At 72.1% G+C, this 15,082-nt stretch carries 14 protein-coding genes; 8 read left to right on the forward strand and 6 right to left on the reverse strand.

Going from position 1 to position 15,082, the window contains the following annotated elements; all coding sequences use genetic code 11:
* Positions 1-43 precede the first annotated feature (43 nt).
* Genes ACWEFJ_RS32455 through ACWEFJ_RS32470 form a run of 4 tightly spaced genes read left to right on the forward strand, consistent with a single transcriptional unit; the run spans position 44 to position 5,076 of the window.
* Positions 44-514 carry an NAD(P)H-dependent oxidoreductase subunit E gene (locus ACWEFJ_RS32455; RefSeq protein ID WP_378097104.1) on the forward strand — a complete coding sequence of 157 codons (471 nt, stop codon included), beginning with the start codon at positions 44-46 and terminating at the stop codon, positions 512-514.
* Positions 511-2,058 carry a formate dehydrogenase beta subunit gene (locus tag ACWEFJ_RS32460; protein WP_449716078.1) on the forward strand — a complete coding sequence of 516 codons (1,548 nt, stop codon included), beginning with the start codon at positions 511-513 and terminating at the stop codon, positions 2,056-2,058. The genes ACWEFJ_RS32455 and ACWEFJ_RS32460 overlap by 4 nt, the downstream gene beginning before the upstream one ends.
* Positions 2,055-4,826, forward strand: a complete 2,772-nt coding sequence (gene fdhF / locus ACWEFJ_RS32465) for a formate dehydrogenase subunit alpha (RefSeq protein WP_378097111.1) — start codon at positions 2,055-2,057, stop codon at positions 4,824-4,826. The genes ACWEFJ_RS32460 and fdhF overlap by 4 nt, the downstream gene beginning before the upstream one ends.
* A gap of 34 nt (positions 4,827-4,860) precedes the next feature.
* A complete protein-coding gene (locus ACWEFJ_RS32470) occupies positions 4,861-5,076 on the forward strand; it encodes a formate dehydrogenase subunit delta (RefSeq protein ID WP_378097114.1) in 216 nt (71 codons plus the stop codon).
* A gap of 335 nt (positions 5,077-5,411) precedes the next feature.
* Here ACWEFJ_RS32470 and ACWEFJ_RS32475 read toward each other — a convergent pair whose 3' ends face one another.
* Entirely contained in the window at positions 5,412-5,588 is a 177-nt protein-coding gene (locus ACWEFJ_RS32475) for a DUF397 domain-containing protein (protein ID WP_378097117.1), read from the reverse strand.
* Positions 5,585-6,439 (reverse strand): helix-turn-helix domain-containing protein, encoded by an 855-nt coding sequence (locus ACWEFJ_RS32480; RefSeq protein ID WP_378097120.1) that lies wholly within the window; start codon positions 6,437-6,439, stop codon positions 5,585-5,587. The genes ACWEFJ_RS32475 and ACWEFJ_RS32480 overlap by 4 nt, the downstream gene beginning before the upstream one ends.
* Before the next feature lie 307 nt (positions 6,440-6,746).
* On the opposite strand from ACWEFJ_RS32480, the gene ACWEFJ_RS32485 reads away from it, so the two are divergent.
* From ACWEFJ_RS32485 to ACWEFJ_RS32500, 4 genes are all read left to right on the forward strand, one after another.
* Complete coding sequence (locus ACWEFJ_RS32485; protein ID WP_449716079.1) at positions 6,747-7,733, forward strand: ATP-binding cassette domain-containing protein; 987 nt, start codon at positions 6,747-6,749, stop codon at positions 7,731-7,733.
* Complete coding sequence (locus tag ACWEFJ_RS32490; RefSeq protein ID WP_449716080.1) at positions 7,730-8,533, forward strand: ABC transporter permease; 804 nt, start codon at positions 7,730-7,732, stop codon at positions 8,531-8,533. The genes ACWEFJ_RS32485 and ACWEFJ_RS32490 overlap by 4 nt, the downstream gene beginning before the upstream one ends.
* 96 nt (positions 8,534-8,629) lie before the next feature.
* The gene (locus ACWEFJ_RS32495) at positions 8,630-9,178 is read left to right on the forward strand and encodes a hypothetical protein (protein WP_378091035.1); all 549 of its coding nucleotides are present in this window, start codon (positions 8,630-8,632) and stop codon (positions 9,176-9,178) included.
* Positions 9,178-9,954 (forward strand): hypothetical protein, encoded by a 777-nt coding sequence (locus ACWEFJ_RS32500; protein WP_449716081.1) that lies wholly within the window; start codon positions 9,178-9,180, stop codon positions 9,952-9,954. Before ACWEFJ_RS32495 ends, ACWEFJ_RS32500 begins: the two co-directional genes overlap by 1 nt.
* 100 nt (positions 9,955-10,054) lie before the next feature.
* Here the strand turns inward: ACWEFJ_RS32500 and ACWEFJ_RS32505 are convergent, their stop codons facing one another.
* The 4 genes from ACWEFJ_RS32505 to ACWEFJ_RS32520 form a co-directional block, all read right to left on the reverse strand.
* The gene (locus tag ACWEFJ_RS32505) at positions 10,055-10,381 is read right to left on the reverse strand and encodes a hypothetical protein (protein WP_378091031.1); all 327 of its coding nucleotides are present in this window, start codon (positions 10,379-10,381) and stop codon (positions 10,055-10,057) included.
* Positions 10,382-10,643: 262 nt separating this feature from the next.
* A complete protein-coding gene (locus ACWEFJ_RS32510; RefSeq protein ID WP_378091029.1) occupies positions 10,644-11,417 on the reverse strand; it encodes a GntR family transcriptional regulator in 774 nt (257 codons plus the stop codon).
* A gap of 58 nt (positions 11,418-11,475) precedes the next feature.
* Complete coding sequence (locus ACWEFJ_RS32515) at positions 11,476-12,309, reverse strand: glutamate ABC transporter substrate-binding protein (RefSeq protein ID WP_449716082.1); 834 nt, start codon at positions 12,307-12,309, stop codon at positions 11,476-11,478.
* Between the two features lie 99 nt (positions 12,310-12,408).
* The gene (locus ACWEFJ_RS32520; RefSeq protein ID WP_449716083.1) at positions 12,409-15,075 is read right to left on the reverse strand and encodes a bifunctional acetate--CoA ligase family protein/GNAT family N-acetyltransferase; all 2,667 of its coding nucleotides are present in this window, start codon (positions 15,073-15,075) and stop codon (positions 12,409-12,411) included.
* Positions 15,076-15,082 lie beyond the last annotated feature (7 nt).

Below are 15,082 nucleotides of genomic sequence, written 5' to 3' on the forward strand. Positions count from 1 at the left end.
CCGTGAATACGGTATACAGTCTTCTGACTACAGTGGAGGCGCCATGACCGTGGAGGAACGGGTGCTGGCCGTGATCGAGGCGCACCGCGGCGACCGGGGCGCGCTGCTCCCGGTCCTGCACGGCATCCAGGCCGAGTTCGGCTACGTCGACCCGTCGGTGATCCCGCTGGTGGCCCGGGAGCTGAACCTCTCGCGCGCCGACGTGCACGGCGTCGTCACCTTCTACCGCGACTTCCGCGCCGAACCCGCGGGCCGCGTCACGGTGCGGCTGTGCCGAGCCGAGGCGTGCCGCTCGGTCGGCTCCGAACCCCTGGCCGCCCACGCCGAGGCCGCGTACGGCGTGCGGACCGGGCGGACCGGCGCCGACGGCGCGCTGACCCTGGAAGAGGTGTTCTGCCTGGGCAACTGCGCCCTCGGACCCGCCGCCCAGGTCAACGGGCGGCTGCACGGACGGCTCGACCCCGCCCGGCTCGACGGCGTGATCGCCGCCGAGCTCGAGAAGAGGACGGCATGACCACCACCGTGTACGTCCCGCGCGACGCCGCCGCCCTCTCGGTGGGCGCGGACGCCGTCGCCGCCGCGATCACCCGCGAGGCCGCGCTCGCGGGTCGGGCCGTCCGGGTCGTGCGCACCGGCTCGCGCGGCATGCTGTGGCTGGAGCCGCTGGTCGAGGTGGCCACCGACGCCGGCCGGGTCGGCTACGGACCGGTGACCGCCGCGGAGGTGCCCGCGCTGGTGGCGGCCGGGATGCTCGACGGCGCGGACCACGGGCCGCACGTGGGCGTGGTCGAGGAGCTGCCGTGGATGCGCGCGCAGCACCGGCTGTGCTTCGCCCGCGTCGGCGTCACCGACCCGCTGTCGCCCGACGACTTCCTCGCCCACGGCGGCACGGCGGGGCTGCGGCGGGCGCTGGAGATCGGACCGGCGGCCACGGTCGCGGAGGTGACGGACTCCGGGTTGCGCGGGCGCGGCGGCGCGGGCTTCCCGGCGGGCGTCAAGTGGCGGACCGTCGCGGACGCGGCCGGCCCGCTCAAGTTCGTGTGCTGCAACGCCGACGAGGGCGACAGCGGCACGTTCGCCGACCGGATGCTCCTGGAAGGCGACCCGTTCTGCCTGATCGAGGGGATGACCATCGCCGCGCACGCCGTCGGCGCCACCGAGGGCTACGTCTACCTGCGGTCGGAGTACCCCGAGGCGGTGCGGACGTTCCGCCGGGCGATCGAGGTCGCGTACGCGCGGGGGTGGCTCGGGGACGACGTGCTCGGGTCCGGGCTGAGGTTCGACCTGATGGTGCGGGTCGGCGCCGGCGCGTACATCTGCGGCGAGGAGACCTCCATGCTGGAGAGCCTGGAGGGCAAGCGGGGCGTGGTGCGGGCGAAACCGCCGATCCCCGCGATCACCGGGCTGTTCGGCAGGCCGACCGCGGTGAACAACGTGCTGACGCTCGCGTCCGTGCCGCGGATCCTGGCCGACGGCGCCGCCGCCTACCAGGCGCTCGGTGTGGGCCGCTCACGCGGCACGCAGGTGTTCCAGCTCGCCGGGAACATCGCCCGCGGCGGCGTGTTCGAGACGGCGTTCGGGCTCTCGCTGCGAGAGCTGGTCGAGGTGCACGGCGGCGGCACGCGGTCGGGCCGCCCGGTGCGCGCGGTGCAGGTCGGCGGGCCGCTCGGGGCGTACCTGCCGGCGTCGGGCCTGGACCTGGAGCTGGACTACGAGGCGTTCGCCGAAGCGGACGCGATGCTCGGGCACGGCGGTGTCGTGGTGTTCGACGACACCGTGGACATGGCCGCGATGGCGCGGTTCGCGTTCGCGTTCTGCGCGGAGGAGTCCTGCGGGAAGTGCACGCCGTGCCGGGTCGGCGCGGTGCGCGGCGTCGAGGTGGTCGACCGGATCGTCGGCGGCGAGGACGTCGACGACAACCTCGCGCTGCTGGGCGACCTCTGCGAGCTGATGACCGACGGGTCGTTGTGCGCGATGGGCGGCCTGACGCCCAACCCCGTGCGCAGCGCGCTCCGGCACTTCGCCGACGACTTCACGCCAAGGAGGGTCGCCTCGTGACGATCTTGAAGGAACCGGACCTCGGCACACCGGCCTCGACGTCCCCGGTCGAGGTGACGGTGGAGGTCGACGGCGTCCCGGTGACCGTGCCCGCGGGCACGTCGGTCATGCGGGCCGCCGCGACGTGCGGGGTCGACGTCCCGAAGCTGTGCGCGACGGACAGCCTGGAGCCGTTCGGGTCCTGCCGGCTGTGCCTGGTCGAGATCGACGGGCGGCGCGGCACGCCCGCGTCGTGCACCACGCCGGTCGCGGACGGGATGAAGGTGCGCACGCAGACGCCGAAGCTGGAGAAGCTGCGGCAGGGCGTGATGGAGCTGTACCTGTCCGATCACCCGCTGGACTGCCTGACCTGCTCGGCCAACGGCGACTGCGAGCTGCAGGACATGTCCGGCGCGGTCGGGCTGCGGCAGGTGCGGTACGGGTACGAGGGCGAGAACCACCTGTCGCTGGAGAAGGACACCAGCAACCCGTACTTCGACTTCGAGCCGTCCAAGTGCATCTCGTGCTCCCGGTGCGTGCGGGCGTGCGGCGAGACGCAGGGCACGTTCGCGTTGACCATCGAGGGCCGCGGCTTCGAATCGAAGGTCTCGCCCGGCGGTCTGTCGTTCATGGAGTCCGAGTGCGTGTCGTGCGGCGCGTGCGTGCAGGCGTGCCCTACCGCGACGCTGCAGGAGAAGTCCGTGGTGCAGCTCGGGATGCCGAGCCGGACCGTGCTGACCACCTGCGCCTACTGCGGTGTCGGCTGCTCCTTCAAGGCCGAGCTGCGCGGCGACCAGCTCGTGCGGATGGTGCCGCACAAGGACGGCGGCGCGAACGAGGGCCACTCGTGCGTCAAGGGGCGCTTCGCGTTCGGCTACGCCACGCACCCCGACCGGGTGACCACGCCGATGGTCCGGGAGAAGATCACCGACCCGTGGCGCGAGGTGTCGTGGGAGGAGGCGATCGCCCACACGGCGGCGCGGATGCGCGCGCTCCAGGCCGAGCACGGCGTCGGCGCGATCGGTGGCATCACGTCGTCCCGCTGCACCAACGAAGAGGTGTACGTGGTGCAGAAGCTCGTGCGCGCGGCGTTCGGGAACAACAACGTCGACACGTGCGCGCGGGTGTGCCACTCCCCCACCGGGTACGGGCTGAAGCAGACGTTCGGCGAGTCGGCGGGCACGCAGGACTTCCGGTCCGTGGCCGCGGCGGACGTGATCGTGGTGATCGGGGCGAACCCGACCGACGGGCACCCGGTGTTCGCGTCGCGGATGAAGCGGCGGCTGCGGGAGGGCGCGAAGCTGGTCGTCATCGACCCCCGGCGGATCGACCTGGTGCGCTCGCCGCACGTCCGGGCGACCCACCACCTCCAGCTCCGGCCCGGCACGAACGTGGCCGTGGTGAACGCCTTCGCGCACGTCGTCGTGACCGAAGGGCTGGTGGACGCCGACTTCGTCGCGGCCCGCTGCGAGGGCTACGAGGAGTGGGCGGAGTTCATCGCCCGGCCCGAGAACAGCCCCGAGGTGGTGGAGTCGGTCACCGGCGTGCCCGCGGCGGAGATCCGCGCGGCCGCCCGGCTGTACGCGACCGGCGGCAACGCCGCGATCTACTACGGGCTGGGCGTCACCGAGCACAGCCAGGGCTCCACCATGGTGATGGGCATGGCGAACCTGGCCATGGCCACCGGCAACGTCGGCCGGGACGGGGTGGGCGTGAACCCGCTGCGCGGGCAGAACAACGTGCAGGGGTCGTGCGACATGGGGTCGTTCCCGCACGAGCTGCCCGGCTACCGCCACGTGTCCGACGACGCGGTGCGCGCCGTGTTCGAGGGCGTGTGGGGCCGCGACATCCTGCCGACGCCGGGCCTGCGCATCCCGAACATGTTCGACTCGGCCATCGCGGGCACGTTCCGCGGCCTGTTCGTGCAGGGCGAGGACATCGCCCAGTCCGACCCGAACACCGCCCACGTGACCGCGGCGCTGACCGCCATGGACCTCGTGGTGGTGCAGGACCTGTTCCTCAACGAGACGTCGAAGTTCGCGCACGTGTTCCTGCCCGGCACGTCGTTCCTGGAGAAGGACGGCACGTTCACCAACGCCGAGCGGCGCATCAACCGGGTGCGGCCGGTGATGGCCCCGAAGACGGGCAAGCACGAGTGGCAGATCGCGTGCGAGCTGGCCGCGGCGCTGGGCTACGAGATGTCCTACCGCCACCCGCGGGAGATCATGGACGAGATCGCGTCGTTGACGCCGACGTTCGCCGGGGTGTCGTTCGCCAAGCTCGACCGGCTCGGCAGCGTCCAGTGGCCGTGCAACGACGACGCGCCCGAGGGCACGCCGACCATGCACGTGGACTCGTTCGTGCGCGGCAAGGGCCGGTTCGTGCCCACGTCGTTCGTGCCGACCACCGAGCGCACGACCCGCCGGTTCCCGCTGATCCTGACCACGGGCCGGATCCTCAGCCAGTACAACGTGGGCGCGCAGACCCGGCGGACCGCCAACATCGCCTGGCACCCGGAGGACGTGCTGGAGATCCACCCGCACGACGCCGAGGTGCGCGGCATCGCCGACGGCGACGCGGTGACGCTGGCCAGCCGCGTGGGCGCCACGTCGCTGCGCGCGGTGCTCTCCGACCGGATGCCGGTCGGTGTCGTCTACACGACGTTCCACCACCCCGTGACCGGGGCGAACGTGGTCACCACCGACAACTCCGACTGGGCCACCAACTGCCCGGAGTACAAGGTGACCGCCGTGCAGGTGGCGTTGCGCGAGCCCGCGGTGGTCGAGTGACGTGGGCGGCGCGCCCCCTCCCGCGGTGCGGCTGGTGAACGAGATCGCCCGCCAGTTCCACGACCGGCCGCCGGACCTGGCGGCGGCCGCCGTCGCCGACCACGTCGAGCGCTTCTGGGACCCCCGGATGCGCGCCGACCTGAAGCGCCACGTCGCCGAGGCCCCGGAGTCCCTGGACCCGGTGGCCCTCGCGGCGGCCGGGCTGGTCGACCGGGAGACCCACCGGAACGTCCACAATGGACGGTCTTAAGATCACCCGATCAAGTGACATTTTCCATGCGCGCAAGGAATTCCCGCCGCCGACCGGACCGCGTGAGCGCCACACACGCGAGGATGCCTCGCATCGTTCGGCACGGGTTCGCCGGGACCGCCGCCGGCGGGGGACCGGGGAATTGATCACTCGACCGGGTGCCCCGGGAGGACGTCCGGCAGCTCGACATCGAGCTGCCGGACCTTCGTCGTCGTCCGGGCCACGCGCCGGTGTGCGAGGCCCGGACCTGGGGTTGTCGACCGCGTGCCGTCACCGGCCCGTCCCGGTGCGGCGGTGTCCGCCGCACCGGGAGCGGAACGGCTCGACGGCCGCGGTCAGGTTTGCCGCAGGGACGTGAGGAACGCCCGGAACGGGCGTTCCCCGAAGGTCAATCTGGGTTCCGGTCGTTTGCTGTCCCTGACGCTGGTCGTGCTCCGTCCCACGGCCAGCTCGACGCAGTTGTTGCCCGCGCCGGAGTAGGTGCTCTTGCGCCACGTCTTGTCGATGTTCATGTGTCCTTCAGTGCCGTTGCCAGTTTCCTGATCAGCGAAGCCGACTCCTTGGGCGTCAGGGCGACCTCGCTCACCATTTCCTCGAAGTGCAGCAGGTACTTCTGCACGTCGGCGCGATTGTCCACCCACTTCCCGCCACCCGCGTACTCCAGGTACACGGCCGAAGGATCGCTGTCCTCGAAGCGGAGGGCGGTCGCGCCACCACCGGACATGGTTCCGTGTGCACCGGCGCCGAACGGAACCACTTGGATGGTGATGTTGTCCTGCTTCCCCTTCTCGAGCAAATGCGACAACTGCTCGCGCATGACCTCCCGGCCACCCACGATTCGGTGCAGCGCGGCCTCGTCGATCACCGCGTGGAGGCGTAATCCGGGCAGCCTCCGCTGCCGGTTCGCCAGCGCGGCCGTCACCTGCTCCACCGAGACGGACGGGTCCATGAACCGCCGGCCCGCGAGCCTGATCGCGGCCGCGTAGGCGGGCGTCTGGAGCAGGCCCGGGATGACGATCATCTCGATCGTCCGCACCTCGGTGGCGTCGGCCTCCTGCCGGGCGTAGGTGCGCGCCTCCGGGGTGTACGCGGCCGCGTACACCAGGCGCGTCCCGTCCTGCTTCGCGTCCTCCCACAGCGCTTCGGCCTCGCGCCGCTCCGCGTCGGTGGCCCCGTAGAGGCCGAGCAGCGCGCCCAGCTCGGTCCAACTCGGACTGATGTAGCCGTTCTCCATCCGCGACAGCGTCGACTGCGTCTTCCGGGTCAGCGCGTGGTAGTCGGCCTCGGTCTTGCCCGCGCGCTTGCGCAGGCCGTTGAGGAACTGGCCGAGCTTGCGCTTGCGTCGGGTTTGGACGGCTGCCATGCGGATCTCTCCTCGCTGGAAAAGAACTGCGAACACCCTAGTGCGGTCCCGCGTCCTGCCCGTTTTCACTCGATCGTGCACCGTTCTCACGGTGCATATACCCCCCATTGGACGGGTCCGGCCGGTTTCCCCGCCGATCCGCGCCCGCCGTACCATCTCGCCGCGTCCGCCCCGGCACGTCAAGGGGGTGTGACGTGATGATCGGCCGGAGGTTGGAGCGCGCTCCAAGGTTCATCGCGGCCGGCGCCCGCAGCCGGGTCGGCAAATCCGGCTGAAATTGTCGGTCCCCCGGTCCATCATGGCCCGCATGGCAGACGCAATCGTGGCCGAAGGGCTGATCAAGCGCTACGGATCGGTGGTCGCTCTCGACGGCCTCGACCTCGTGGTGCCGGAAGGCACCGTCATGGGCCTGCTCGGGCCGAACGGCGCGGGCAAGACCACGACGGTGCGCGTGCTCACCACCTTGCTGGAGCACGACGAGGGCAGGGCGACGGTGACCGGGCTGGACGTCATCGCCGACGCCAAGGAGCTGCGCCGCCGCATCGGGCTGTCGGGCCAGTACGCGGCCGTGGACGAGAACCTGACCGGGTTCGAGAACCTGGACATGGTCGGGCGGCTCTACCACCTGGGCAAGCGGCGCAGCCGGGAACGGGCGCGCGAGCTGCTGGAGCGGTTCGACCTCGTGGAGGCGGCCGACCGGCCGGTGAAGGGCTACTCGGGCGGCATGCGCCGCCGGCTCGACCTGGCGGGCGCGCTGGTGGCCAAGCCGCGGGTGCTGTTCCTGGACGAGCCGACCACGGGCCTGGACCCGCGCAGCCGGCTGGGGATGTGGGACGTGATCGGCGAGCTGGTCGCGGGCGGCACCACGCTGCTGCTGACGACGCAGTACCTGGAGGAGGCCGACCGGCTCGCCGACCGGATCGCGGTCATCGACCACGGCCGGGTCATCGCGCTGGGCACCGCGAACGAGCTGAAGGACCAGGTGGGCGGCGAGCGGCTGGAGCTGACCGTCGGTTCCGCGCAGGACGCGGAGACGGCCGGGCGGGCGCTCGCGCCATTGGCGATCGGCGACATCGCGCTGGATGACCGCGGGCACCGGCTGACCGTGCCGGTGTCGGGCGGGGCCGACGTGCTGGTGGACGGGATCCGCCGGCTGGACGCCGAGTCGGTCAAGGTGCTGGACGTCGGCCTGCGCAGGCCGACGCTGGACGACGTGTTCCTCGCGCTGACCGGCCACGCGGCCGGGAACGGCGGCGGGGACGGGCAGGCGAAGCAGGGGGAACAGGGAGCATGAGCGCGTTCACGCAGGCGTTGGGCGACGGCGCGGTCGTCGCCAAGCGCAACCTCATCAAGATCAAGCGGGTCCCGGACCTGATCGTGTTCTCGACCCTGTCGCCGATCATGTTCGTGCTGTTGTTCGCGTACGTGTTCGGCGGCTCGATCGCCATCCCGGGCATGGACTACCGCGAGTTCCTGATGGCGGGGATCTTCGCGCAGACCGTGGTGTTCGGCGCGACCATCACCGGCAGCGGACTGGCCGAGGACATCCAGAAGGGCGTGATCGACCGGTTCCGGTCGCTGCCCATGGCGCGGTCCGCGGTGCTGATCGGGCGCACCACGAGCGACCTGGCCAACAACGTGATCGTCATCCTGGTGATGTCGGTGACCGGCCTGATCGTGGGCTGGCGGATCCACTCCTCGCCGCTGGAGGCGCTGGCCGGGTTCGCGTTGCTGCTGCTGTTCGCCTATGCCGTGTCGTGGGGGATGGCGATCGTCGGGTTGATGGTGCGCAGCCCCGAGGTGTTCAACAACGCCTCGTTCATCGCGATCTTCCCGTTGACGTTCATCGCGAACACGTTCGTGCAGGAGAGCAACCTGCCGGGGCCGCTGAAGACGTTCGCCGAGTGGAACCCGGTGTCGGCGGTGACGGCCGCCGCGCGGGAGCTGTTCGGCAACACCAACCCGATGGCCCCGGTGGCGGACGTGTGGCCGCTGCGGCACCCGGTGCTGATGACCCTGATCTGGGTCGTGGTGTTCCTGCTCGTGTTCGTGCCGCTGGCGATCCGGCAGTACCGCAAGGCGGTCGCGCGGTAGCCGAGCGTCACCGCGCCACTTTGTCAAGAGGCGAACAGGTTTCAGCCCGATCGTGGTACGGGTAGCCGGTGGGCAACAGAGCCCGAGGAGGCGCAGATGTCCACCGGTACCACCATCGGCGTGATCGTCGTCGTGCTGGTCGTACTGGCCGCTATCGCGGTGCTGCTGAAGTTCCTGATGCAGCGCAAGAGGTTGCGCTCGAAGTTCGGCCCGGAGTACGAGCGGGCCCTGGAGCGCAACGGCAGCCGGATGGCGGCGGAACGCGAACTGGCGGAACGGGAGCGGGAGCACGCGAAGCTGGAGCTCCGCACGCTCGACGACGCGACGCGCGACAAGTACAGCCGGTCCTGGACGCTGGTCCAGGAGCGTTTCGTCGACGAGCCGAACGAGGCGGTGAGCCAGGCGGACGAGCTGGTGACCGACCTGATGGCCGAACGCGGTTACCCCACCGAGGGGTTCGAGCGCCGCGAGAAGCTGCTGTCCGTCGGCCACGCCCGCACGCTCGACCACTACCGCGAGGCGCACTCGATCACCGAGCGCCGCGAGCGCGGCGAGGCGTCCACCGAGGACCTGCGCGCCGCTATGGTGCACTACCGCACCGTGTTCGAGGACCTGCTCGCCGACGACCGGGAAGGGGCGCGGTAATGACCGACCAACGTCACCACCTCACCACCGAGGACTTCGCCGAGCGCGCGTCGACCGGGTCGGGGCCGGTGGACGGCCGCCGGATCGGGTCCGGCGCGACCGACCGGGACGGCCTCGACCGCGAGCCGACCGTGTTCGACGAGCCGGCGCACGACAAGTCGCTGCACGGCGAGGCCGCCCTGACGGGCGAGCCCTTGGCGCACGGGGAACCGGCGCGCGACGGGGCCGTGCGCGACGAGACGATGCGCGACGGCACCGCTCACGACGAGACCCTGCGTGACGACGCGATGCGCGACGGGACCATGCGTGACGGCGCCGCTCACGGCGACACCGTGCGCGACGAGGCGTGGGCGCAGGACGGCCTGGCGCACGACGGGACCGCGGGCGACGAGCCGGTGCACGACGGGACCGCGTACGACGAGACGGCCCAGGACGACCCGGCGCACGACCGGTCGACGGCGCGCCAGGAGCCGGTGGAGCCGGCCGCGGTCGACACGACGGCCGGTGACGCGCCGCTGTTCACCCCGGACGACGCGGCGGACTACCAGGCCGAGTGGCGCGCCCTGCAGGCCGACTTCGTCGACGACCCGCGCGAGGCCGTGCAGCGGGCCGACGAGCTGGTCGCCCAGGTGATGCAGTCCCTGGCCACCACGTTCACCGAGCACAAGCACTCGCTCGAGGAGCAGTGGCAGCGCGGTGACGAGGCGCAGACCGAGGAGCTGCGGCAGGCCCTCAAGCGCTACCGCACGTTCTTCGACCGGCTGCTGTCGGTCTGATCACCGGGACGTGATCGCCGAGCCGTGCAGGCTCCCCGTTGTGCATCCGGCGACCCGGGTGCACAACGGGTGTTCCACGGCGTCCGGGCCCGGCGGGTGATCAGCCGGGCAGCTCCCGGATCTCCATCTCCAGCACGTCGATCTCGTCGCTGATCGCCTCGTCCAGCATCCGGTCGAGCAGCTGCGAGCAGTCCGACGACCCGACGCCGAACCGGGGCACCTGCTCCCACCACACCGCCGGGTTGTTCCAGAACGAGCCGGAACCCTGGTCGACGCCCTCCAGGCAGCGCAGCCGCGTGTCGTCGTCCGGCAGCCGGCGGACGTAGTCGATGAACCTGGCCAGCGCGTCCGGGTCGGCCACCGGCACCGCGCCGTACCCGCGCAGGCAGTCCTCCAGTTCCGTCAGGAACTCCTCTTTGAACGTCACGCCGCCACCCCCGCTTCCCCCGCGACCTCGCGGGTGAGGAGGACTCACGTCCCAGCCCGTCCACGGTACCTCCGCCGACGCACGGAGAAATTACTGCCAATGGGCGGTTCCAGAACAAGATTCGCTAACATTCGGCCGCCCGACCGCCGACCCGGCCCGCGAACGTCCTCTGTGGACAGCCGGTGACCGGCGGCGGACGCCCTCGGCCGGCGGGCCCGACCGAGGGCGGCGGCGCGGTCCCGGCCGGGGCCGGCGCGCCCGTTCACTCCGCCCGCTGCCGCGCCCGGAAGCTGAACCGGTCGCCCCGGTAGAGCGAGCGGACCCGCTCGATCGGTTCGCCAACGTTGTCATGGGACACGCGGTGCAGCAGCAGCATCGGCAGCGCCGGGTTCGTGCCGATGAGCAACGCCTCCCGCGGCGTCGCCAGCACGGTCTCCACCCGTTCCTCGGCCTCGGCGAACACCACGCCCAACCGGTCGGTCAGGCACGCGTACAGCGACGTGGTCGGGTCCAGGACGTCCAGCAGCGTCGGGAACCGCGCCTGCGACAGGTAGGTCGATTCCAGCCCGACCCGCTCGCCGTCGGCCAGCAGCACCCGTTCCAGGTGGATCACCGGGTCGCCGCGCCCGACCCGCAGGTCCCGCGCCAGCACGTCGTCCGCGGGCAGGTGCTCGACGGTGATCACGCCGCGGGACGGCTCGACGCCCTGGCGGCGCATGCCCTCGGTGTAGCTCAGCAGCGACAGCGGCTGCTCCAGCTTGGGCGGCGCGACGTAGGTGCCGCTGCCCTGGCGGCGTTGCAGCTTGCCCTCGAGCACCAGCTCGCCGACGGCCTGCCGCAGCGTCACCCGCGACACCGAGAACCGCTCGGCCAGTTCCCGCTCCGACGGCAGCGCCGTGCCCTCCCCCAGCGCGTCGACGAGCCACAGCAGCTCCGTCTTGACCGCGTAGTAGCGCGGGATGCGGCCGTGGTCCGGGATGCCGGCGCGGACCGGCCCGTCCGCGCGGTAGTGGGGCGCGTAATACGAGGCATGCACGGTTCGAGCCTACGGGCCGGTCGCCGCCCGTCGGACCGCTGACGGGGTGGGTCGCAGATCACGCCGCGAGCTGCGGCGGATCCGGTATGGCGTAACCGGACGCACCCACGTTGGCCTCCAGCGACCTGCGCCATTCGCCGGTGTCGATCATCTTCCGAACGGCGGCGGCGACCTTCGCCTTGCTGGTCGGATCGCCCTTGCGCAGCCCGATGCCGTACTCCTCCTTGCTGAACGGCTTGTTGACCACCCTCAGCAGCTCGGGGTTCTGCGCGGCGTAGCCCGCGAGGATGACGTCGTCGGTCGTCATCGCGTCCACCTGCTCGGCCAGCAGCGCGGTCACGCAGTCGCTGAAGTTCGGGTACTCCACCAGTTGGACGGACTGCGCGTACCGGTCTTTCACGTGTTGCGCCGAGGTGGTGTTGGCCACCGAGCAGAGCTTGAGGTTGCCGGAGTCGAGCGACTCCGGTCCGGTGATCCGCTCGTCGGTCAACCGGACCAGCAGGTCCTGCCCGGCCACGAAGTACGGACCCACGAAGTCGATGACCTCCTTGCGCTTGTCGGTGATCGAGTAGCTGGACACCACCAGGTCGGCGGCCCCCGAGGTGAGCAGCTTCTCGCGTTCCGAGGGCGTGGCCTCGATGAACCGGACGTCCTCGTCTGCGGCGCCCAGCTCGCGGGCGACGTACCGGGCCACGTCGACGTCGAAGCCCCGGTAGGTGCCGTCCAGGCGGCGCACGCCGAGTCCCGGCTGGTCGTACGCCACGGCGATGGTCAGCCCGGTCGAGCTGTCCGCCTTGCCGGCGACGGTCGTGTCGTCGCCGGAGGAGCACGAGGTGAGGACGAGCGCGGCGGAGCACGCCACAACGAGGGCGCGCGACAGTGCCAGAGCCATTCTTCCCCTTTTCGGGAGGTTCCCTCTCGGATGCGGGAAACCTAGGCGGCGCAAGGGGTCCGGTCCAGGGCCGAGGGGAGGAAACGGGCACCTGATCGGTCAAGCCCGGCGCTGGTGCACCGACCTGAGCTGCCTGGGACCGGTGTCATGCCGCGACGGCGGCGGGCCGAGCGTGACGCGCGCGTTGCCGACGTACGCGCCGGCGGCGCTGGCCAGCACGGGCTCCAGGGACAGCTCCCGCACCTCCGGCAGGTCCTCGGCGAGGGCGGCGAGCCGCAGCACGAGGTCCTGCAACGCGGTCAGGTCCGCCGGCTCGTCGCCCCGGTACCCGGCCAGCAGCGGCGCGGCCTTGGGCGCGCGGACCAGCGCCGCCGCGTCCGCGTCGGTGAGCGGGACCGCCCGGTAGGCGCGGTCCCCGAGCAGGTCGCTGACGAGCCCGGACAGGCCGAACGACACCAGCGAGCCGAACGACGGGTCGTCCTGGAGCCCGAGCACGCAGGAGATCCCCTTGGGTGCCATGCGTTGCACGTACACGTCGGGCCGGTCCGACATGCCGGCGAGCATCGCGTACGCCGTGCGGACGGCTTCCGCGCCGGTCAGGTCGAGCCGGACGCCGACGAGGTCGGTGCGGTGCCGCAGCCGCTCGTCGGTGGACTTCAACGCCACCGGGTAGCCCAGGTCCTCCGCCGCGCGGACCGCGTCGTCCGCCGACGTGACGACCCGGAACGGCACGATCTCCACGCCGTAGCACGCGAGCAGCCGCACGGCGGTGTCGTCGTCCAACCGCCGTTCGCCGTCCAGCTCCAGCGACGCCACGAGGGCGTGCGCGGCGGCGGGGTCGATGCCCTCGGGCCGCGCGAACGTGCCCTGCGGCGCGGACCGCCACCGCGCGTAGCGCGTCACCCGCGCCAACGCGGCCACCGCCCGCTCCGGACTCGGGTACGACGGCACGGAACCGCGTCCGGGCGCGCCGCCGGGACCGGGCACGGCCAGTTCCGCGGGCACGCCCTCCACGGCCAGGAACGTCGAGGCGATCGGCTTGCCCTGCCCGGCCTCCTCCACCACCTCGCGCAACGCGCGGGCGAACGACGCGCCGGGCACCGCCAGCGGCGGCACGAACACCACCACGAGCGCGTCCGCGGCCGGGTTCGCCAACGCCTCCCGCACCGCCGCCGCGAACGCCTCCGGCCCGGCCTGCGAGCCCACGTCCACCGGCTCGCCCGCCAGCTCCAGGCCCTGCGCCAGCGCGGTGTCCGCGGCCAGCAGCCCGATCGCGGTCGAGTTGCCCACCACGGCGACCCGCGGCCCGGCGGGCAGCGGCTGGTGCGCCAGCAGCAGCGCGGTGTCGAACAGCTGCGCCAGCGACTCCACCCGGATCACGCCGGCCCGCTCGAACAACGCCTGCACGCTCGACTCGTCCACCGGCACCGAGGTGGCCGCCAACGCGGGCGTGACCGCGTGCCGCCCCGACTTCACCGCCACGATGGGCTTGGTGCGGCCGAGCCGGCGGGCCAGCCGGGCGAACTTGCGCGGGTTGCCGAACGACTCCAGGTACAGCAGCACCACGTCGGTGGCCGGATCGGTCTCCCAGTACTGGAGCAGGTCGTTGCCCGAGACGTCGGACCGGTTGCCCGCGGACACGAACGTGGACAGGCCGAGGCCGCGTTCGGCGGCGGTGGCCAGGATCGCGGTGCCCAGCGCGCCGGACTGGCAGAAGAAGCCGGTGCGGCCGCGGGCCGGGAGCCGCGGCGCGAGGGTGGCGTTGAGGCGCACGCCCGCGTCGGTGTTCAGCACGCCCAGCGCGTTCGGGCCGACCACCCGCATGCCGTGCGCGCGGGCCTCGGCGGCGAGCCGGCGCTCCGCGCTCAACCCGCCCGGCCCGGTCTCGCCGAACCCGGACGTGACCACGACGAGCGCCTTCACGCCCTTGGCGAGGCAGGCGTCCATCACCTCGTCCACGCCCGCGGCGGGCACCGCGACCACGGCGAGGTCCACGTCGTCGGGGATGTCCAGCACGGACGGGTACGCGCGCACCCCGCGCACCGACCGGTGCTCGGCGTTGACCGGGTACACCGGCCCGGCGAAGTCGGCGCCGAGCAGGTTCGTCAGCACCGCGTGGCCGATCTTGGTCTGGTCGGTGGACGCGCCGATCACCGCCACCGACCTGGGGTGCAGCAGGTTGTGCACGCTGCGCGCCTCGGCGGCCTGCTCGCGGGCGCGGGCCACCGCCACCGACTCCTCGGTGGGGTCGATGTCGAACTCCAGGTGCACCACGCCCTCCTCGAACGCGCGGCTCACGCCGTAGCCCGCGTCCCGGAAGATCCGCACCATCTGGCCGTTCTCGGCGAGCACCTCGGCGGTGAACCGGCTCAGCCCGCGTTCCCGCGCGGCGGCGGCGAGGTGCTCCAGCAGGATCGAGCCCAGGCCGCGGCCCTGGTGGGCGTCCTCGACCACGAACGCGACCTCCGCCGAGCCGCTCGTGCCGAGCCGGTCGTAGCGGCCGACGGCCACGATGTCGTCGCCGAGCAGCGCGGCGAACGCGACCCGGTCGGCGTGGTCGACGGTGCTGAACCGCTCGAGGTCCCGCCGGGGCATCCGCGGGTAGGGGCCGAAGTAGCGGAAGTAGCGGGTGCGCTCGGACAGCCGGCCGTGGAACGCGAGCAGCTTGTCCGCGTCGTCGGGGGTGATCGGCCGCAGGTGGACCGTGCCGCCGTCGCTGAGCACGACGTCGGCCTCCCAGTGCCTCGGGTAGTCGAACGGGTCCACGGCTTCG

Source organism: Actinosynnema sp. NPDC004786 (genome assembly GCF_053601135.1).

Bases quoted from the DNA above. Each gene is read 5' to 3' on its own strand.
- ACWEFJ_RS32455 (WP_378097104.1), top strand. From the start codon at position 44: ATGACCGTGGAGGAACGGGTGCTGGCCGTGATCGAGGCGCACCGCGGC.
- ACWEFJ_RS32460 (WP_449716078.1), top strand. From the start codon at position 511: ATGACCACCACCGTGTACGTCCCGCGCGACGCCGCCGCCCTCTCGGTG.
- ACWEFJ_RS32475 (WP_378097117.1), bottom strand. From the start codon at position 5,588: ATGAACATCGACAAGACGTGGCGCAAGAGCACCTACTCCGGCGCGGGC.
- ACWEFJ_RS32480 (WP_378097120.1), bottom strand. From the start codon at position 6,439: ATGGCAGCCGTCCAAACCCGACGCAAGCGCAAGCTCGGCCAGTTCCTC.
- ACWEFJ_RS32485 (WP_449716079.1), top strand. From the start codon at position 6,747: ATGGCAGACGCAATCGTGGCCGAAGGGCTGATCAAGCGCTACGGATCG.
- ACWEFJ_RS32490 (WP_449716080.1), top strand. From the start codon at position 7,730: ATGAGCGCGTTCACGCAGGCGTTGGGCGACGGCGCGGTCGTCGCCAAG.
- ACWEFJ_RS32495 (WP_378091035.1), top strand. From the start codon at position 8,630: ATGTCCACCGGTACCACCATCGGCGTGATCGTCGTCGTGCTGGTCGTA.
- ACWEFJ_RS32500 (WP_449716081.1), top strand. From the start codon at position 9,178: ATGACCGACCAACGTCACCACCTCACCACCGAGGACTTCGCCGAGCGC.
- ACWEFJ_RS32515 (WP_449716082.1), bottom strand. From the start codon at position 12,309: ATGGCTCTGGCACTGTCGCGCGCCCTCGTTGTGGCGTGCTCCGCCGCG.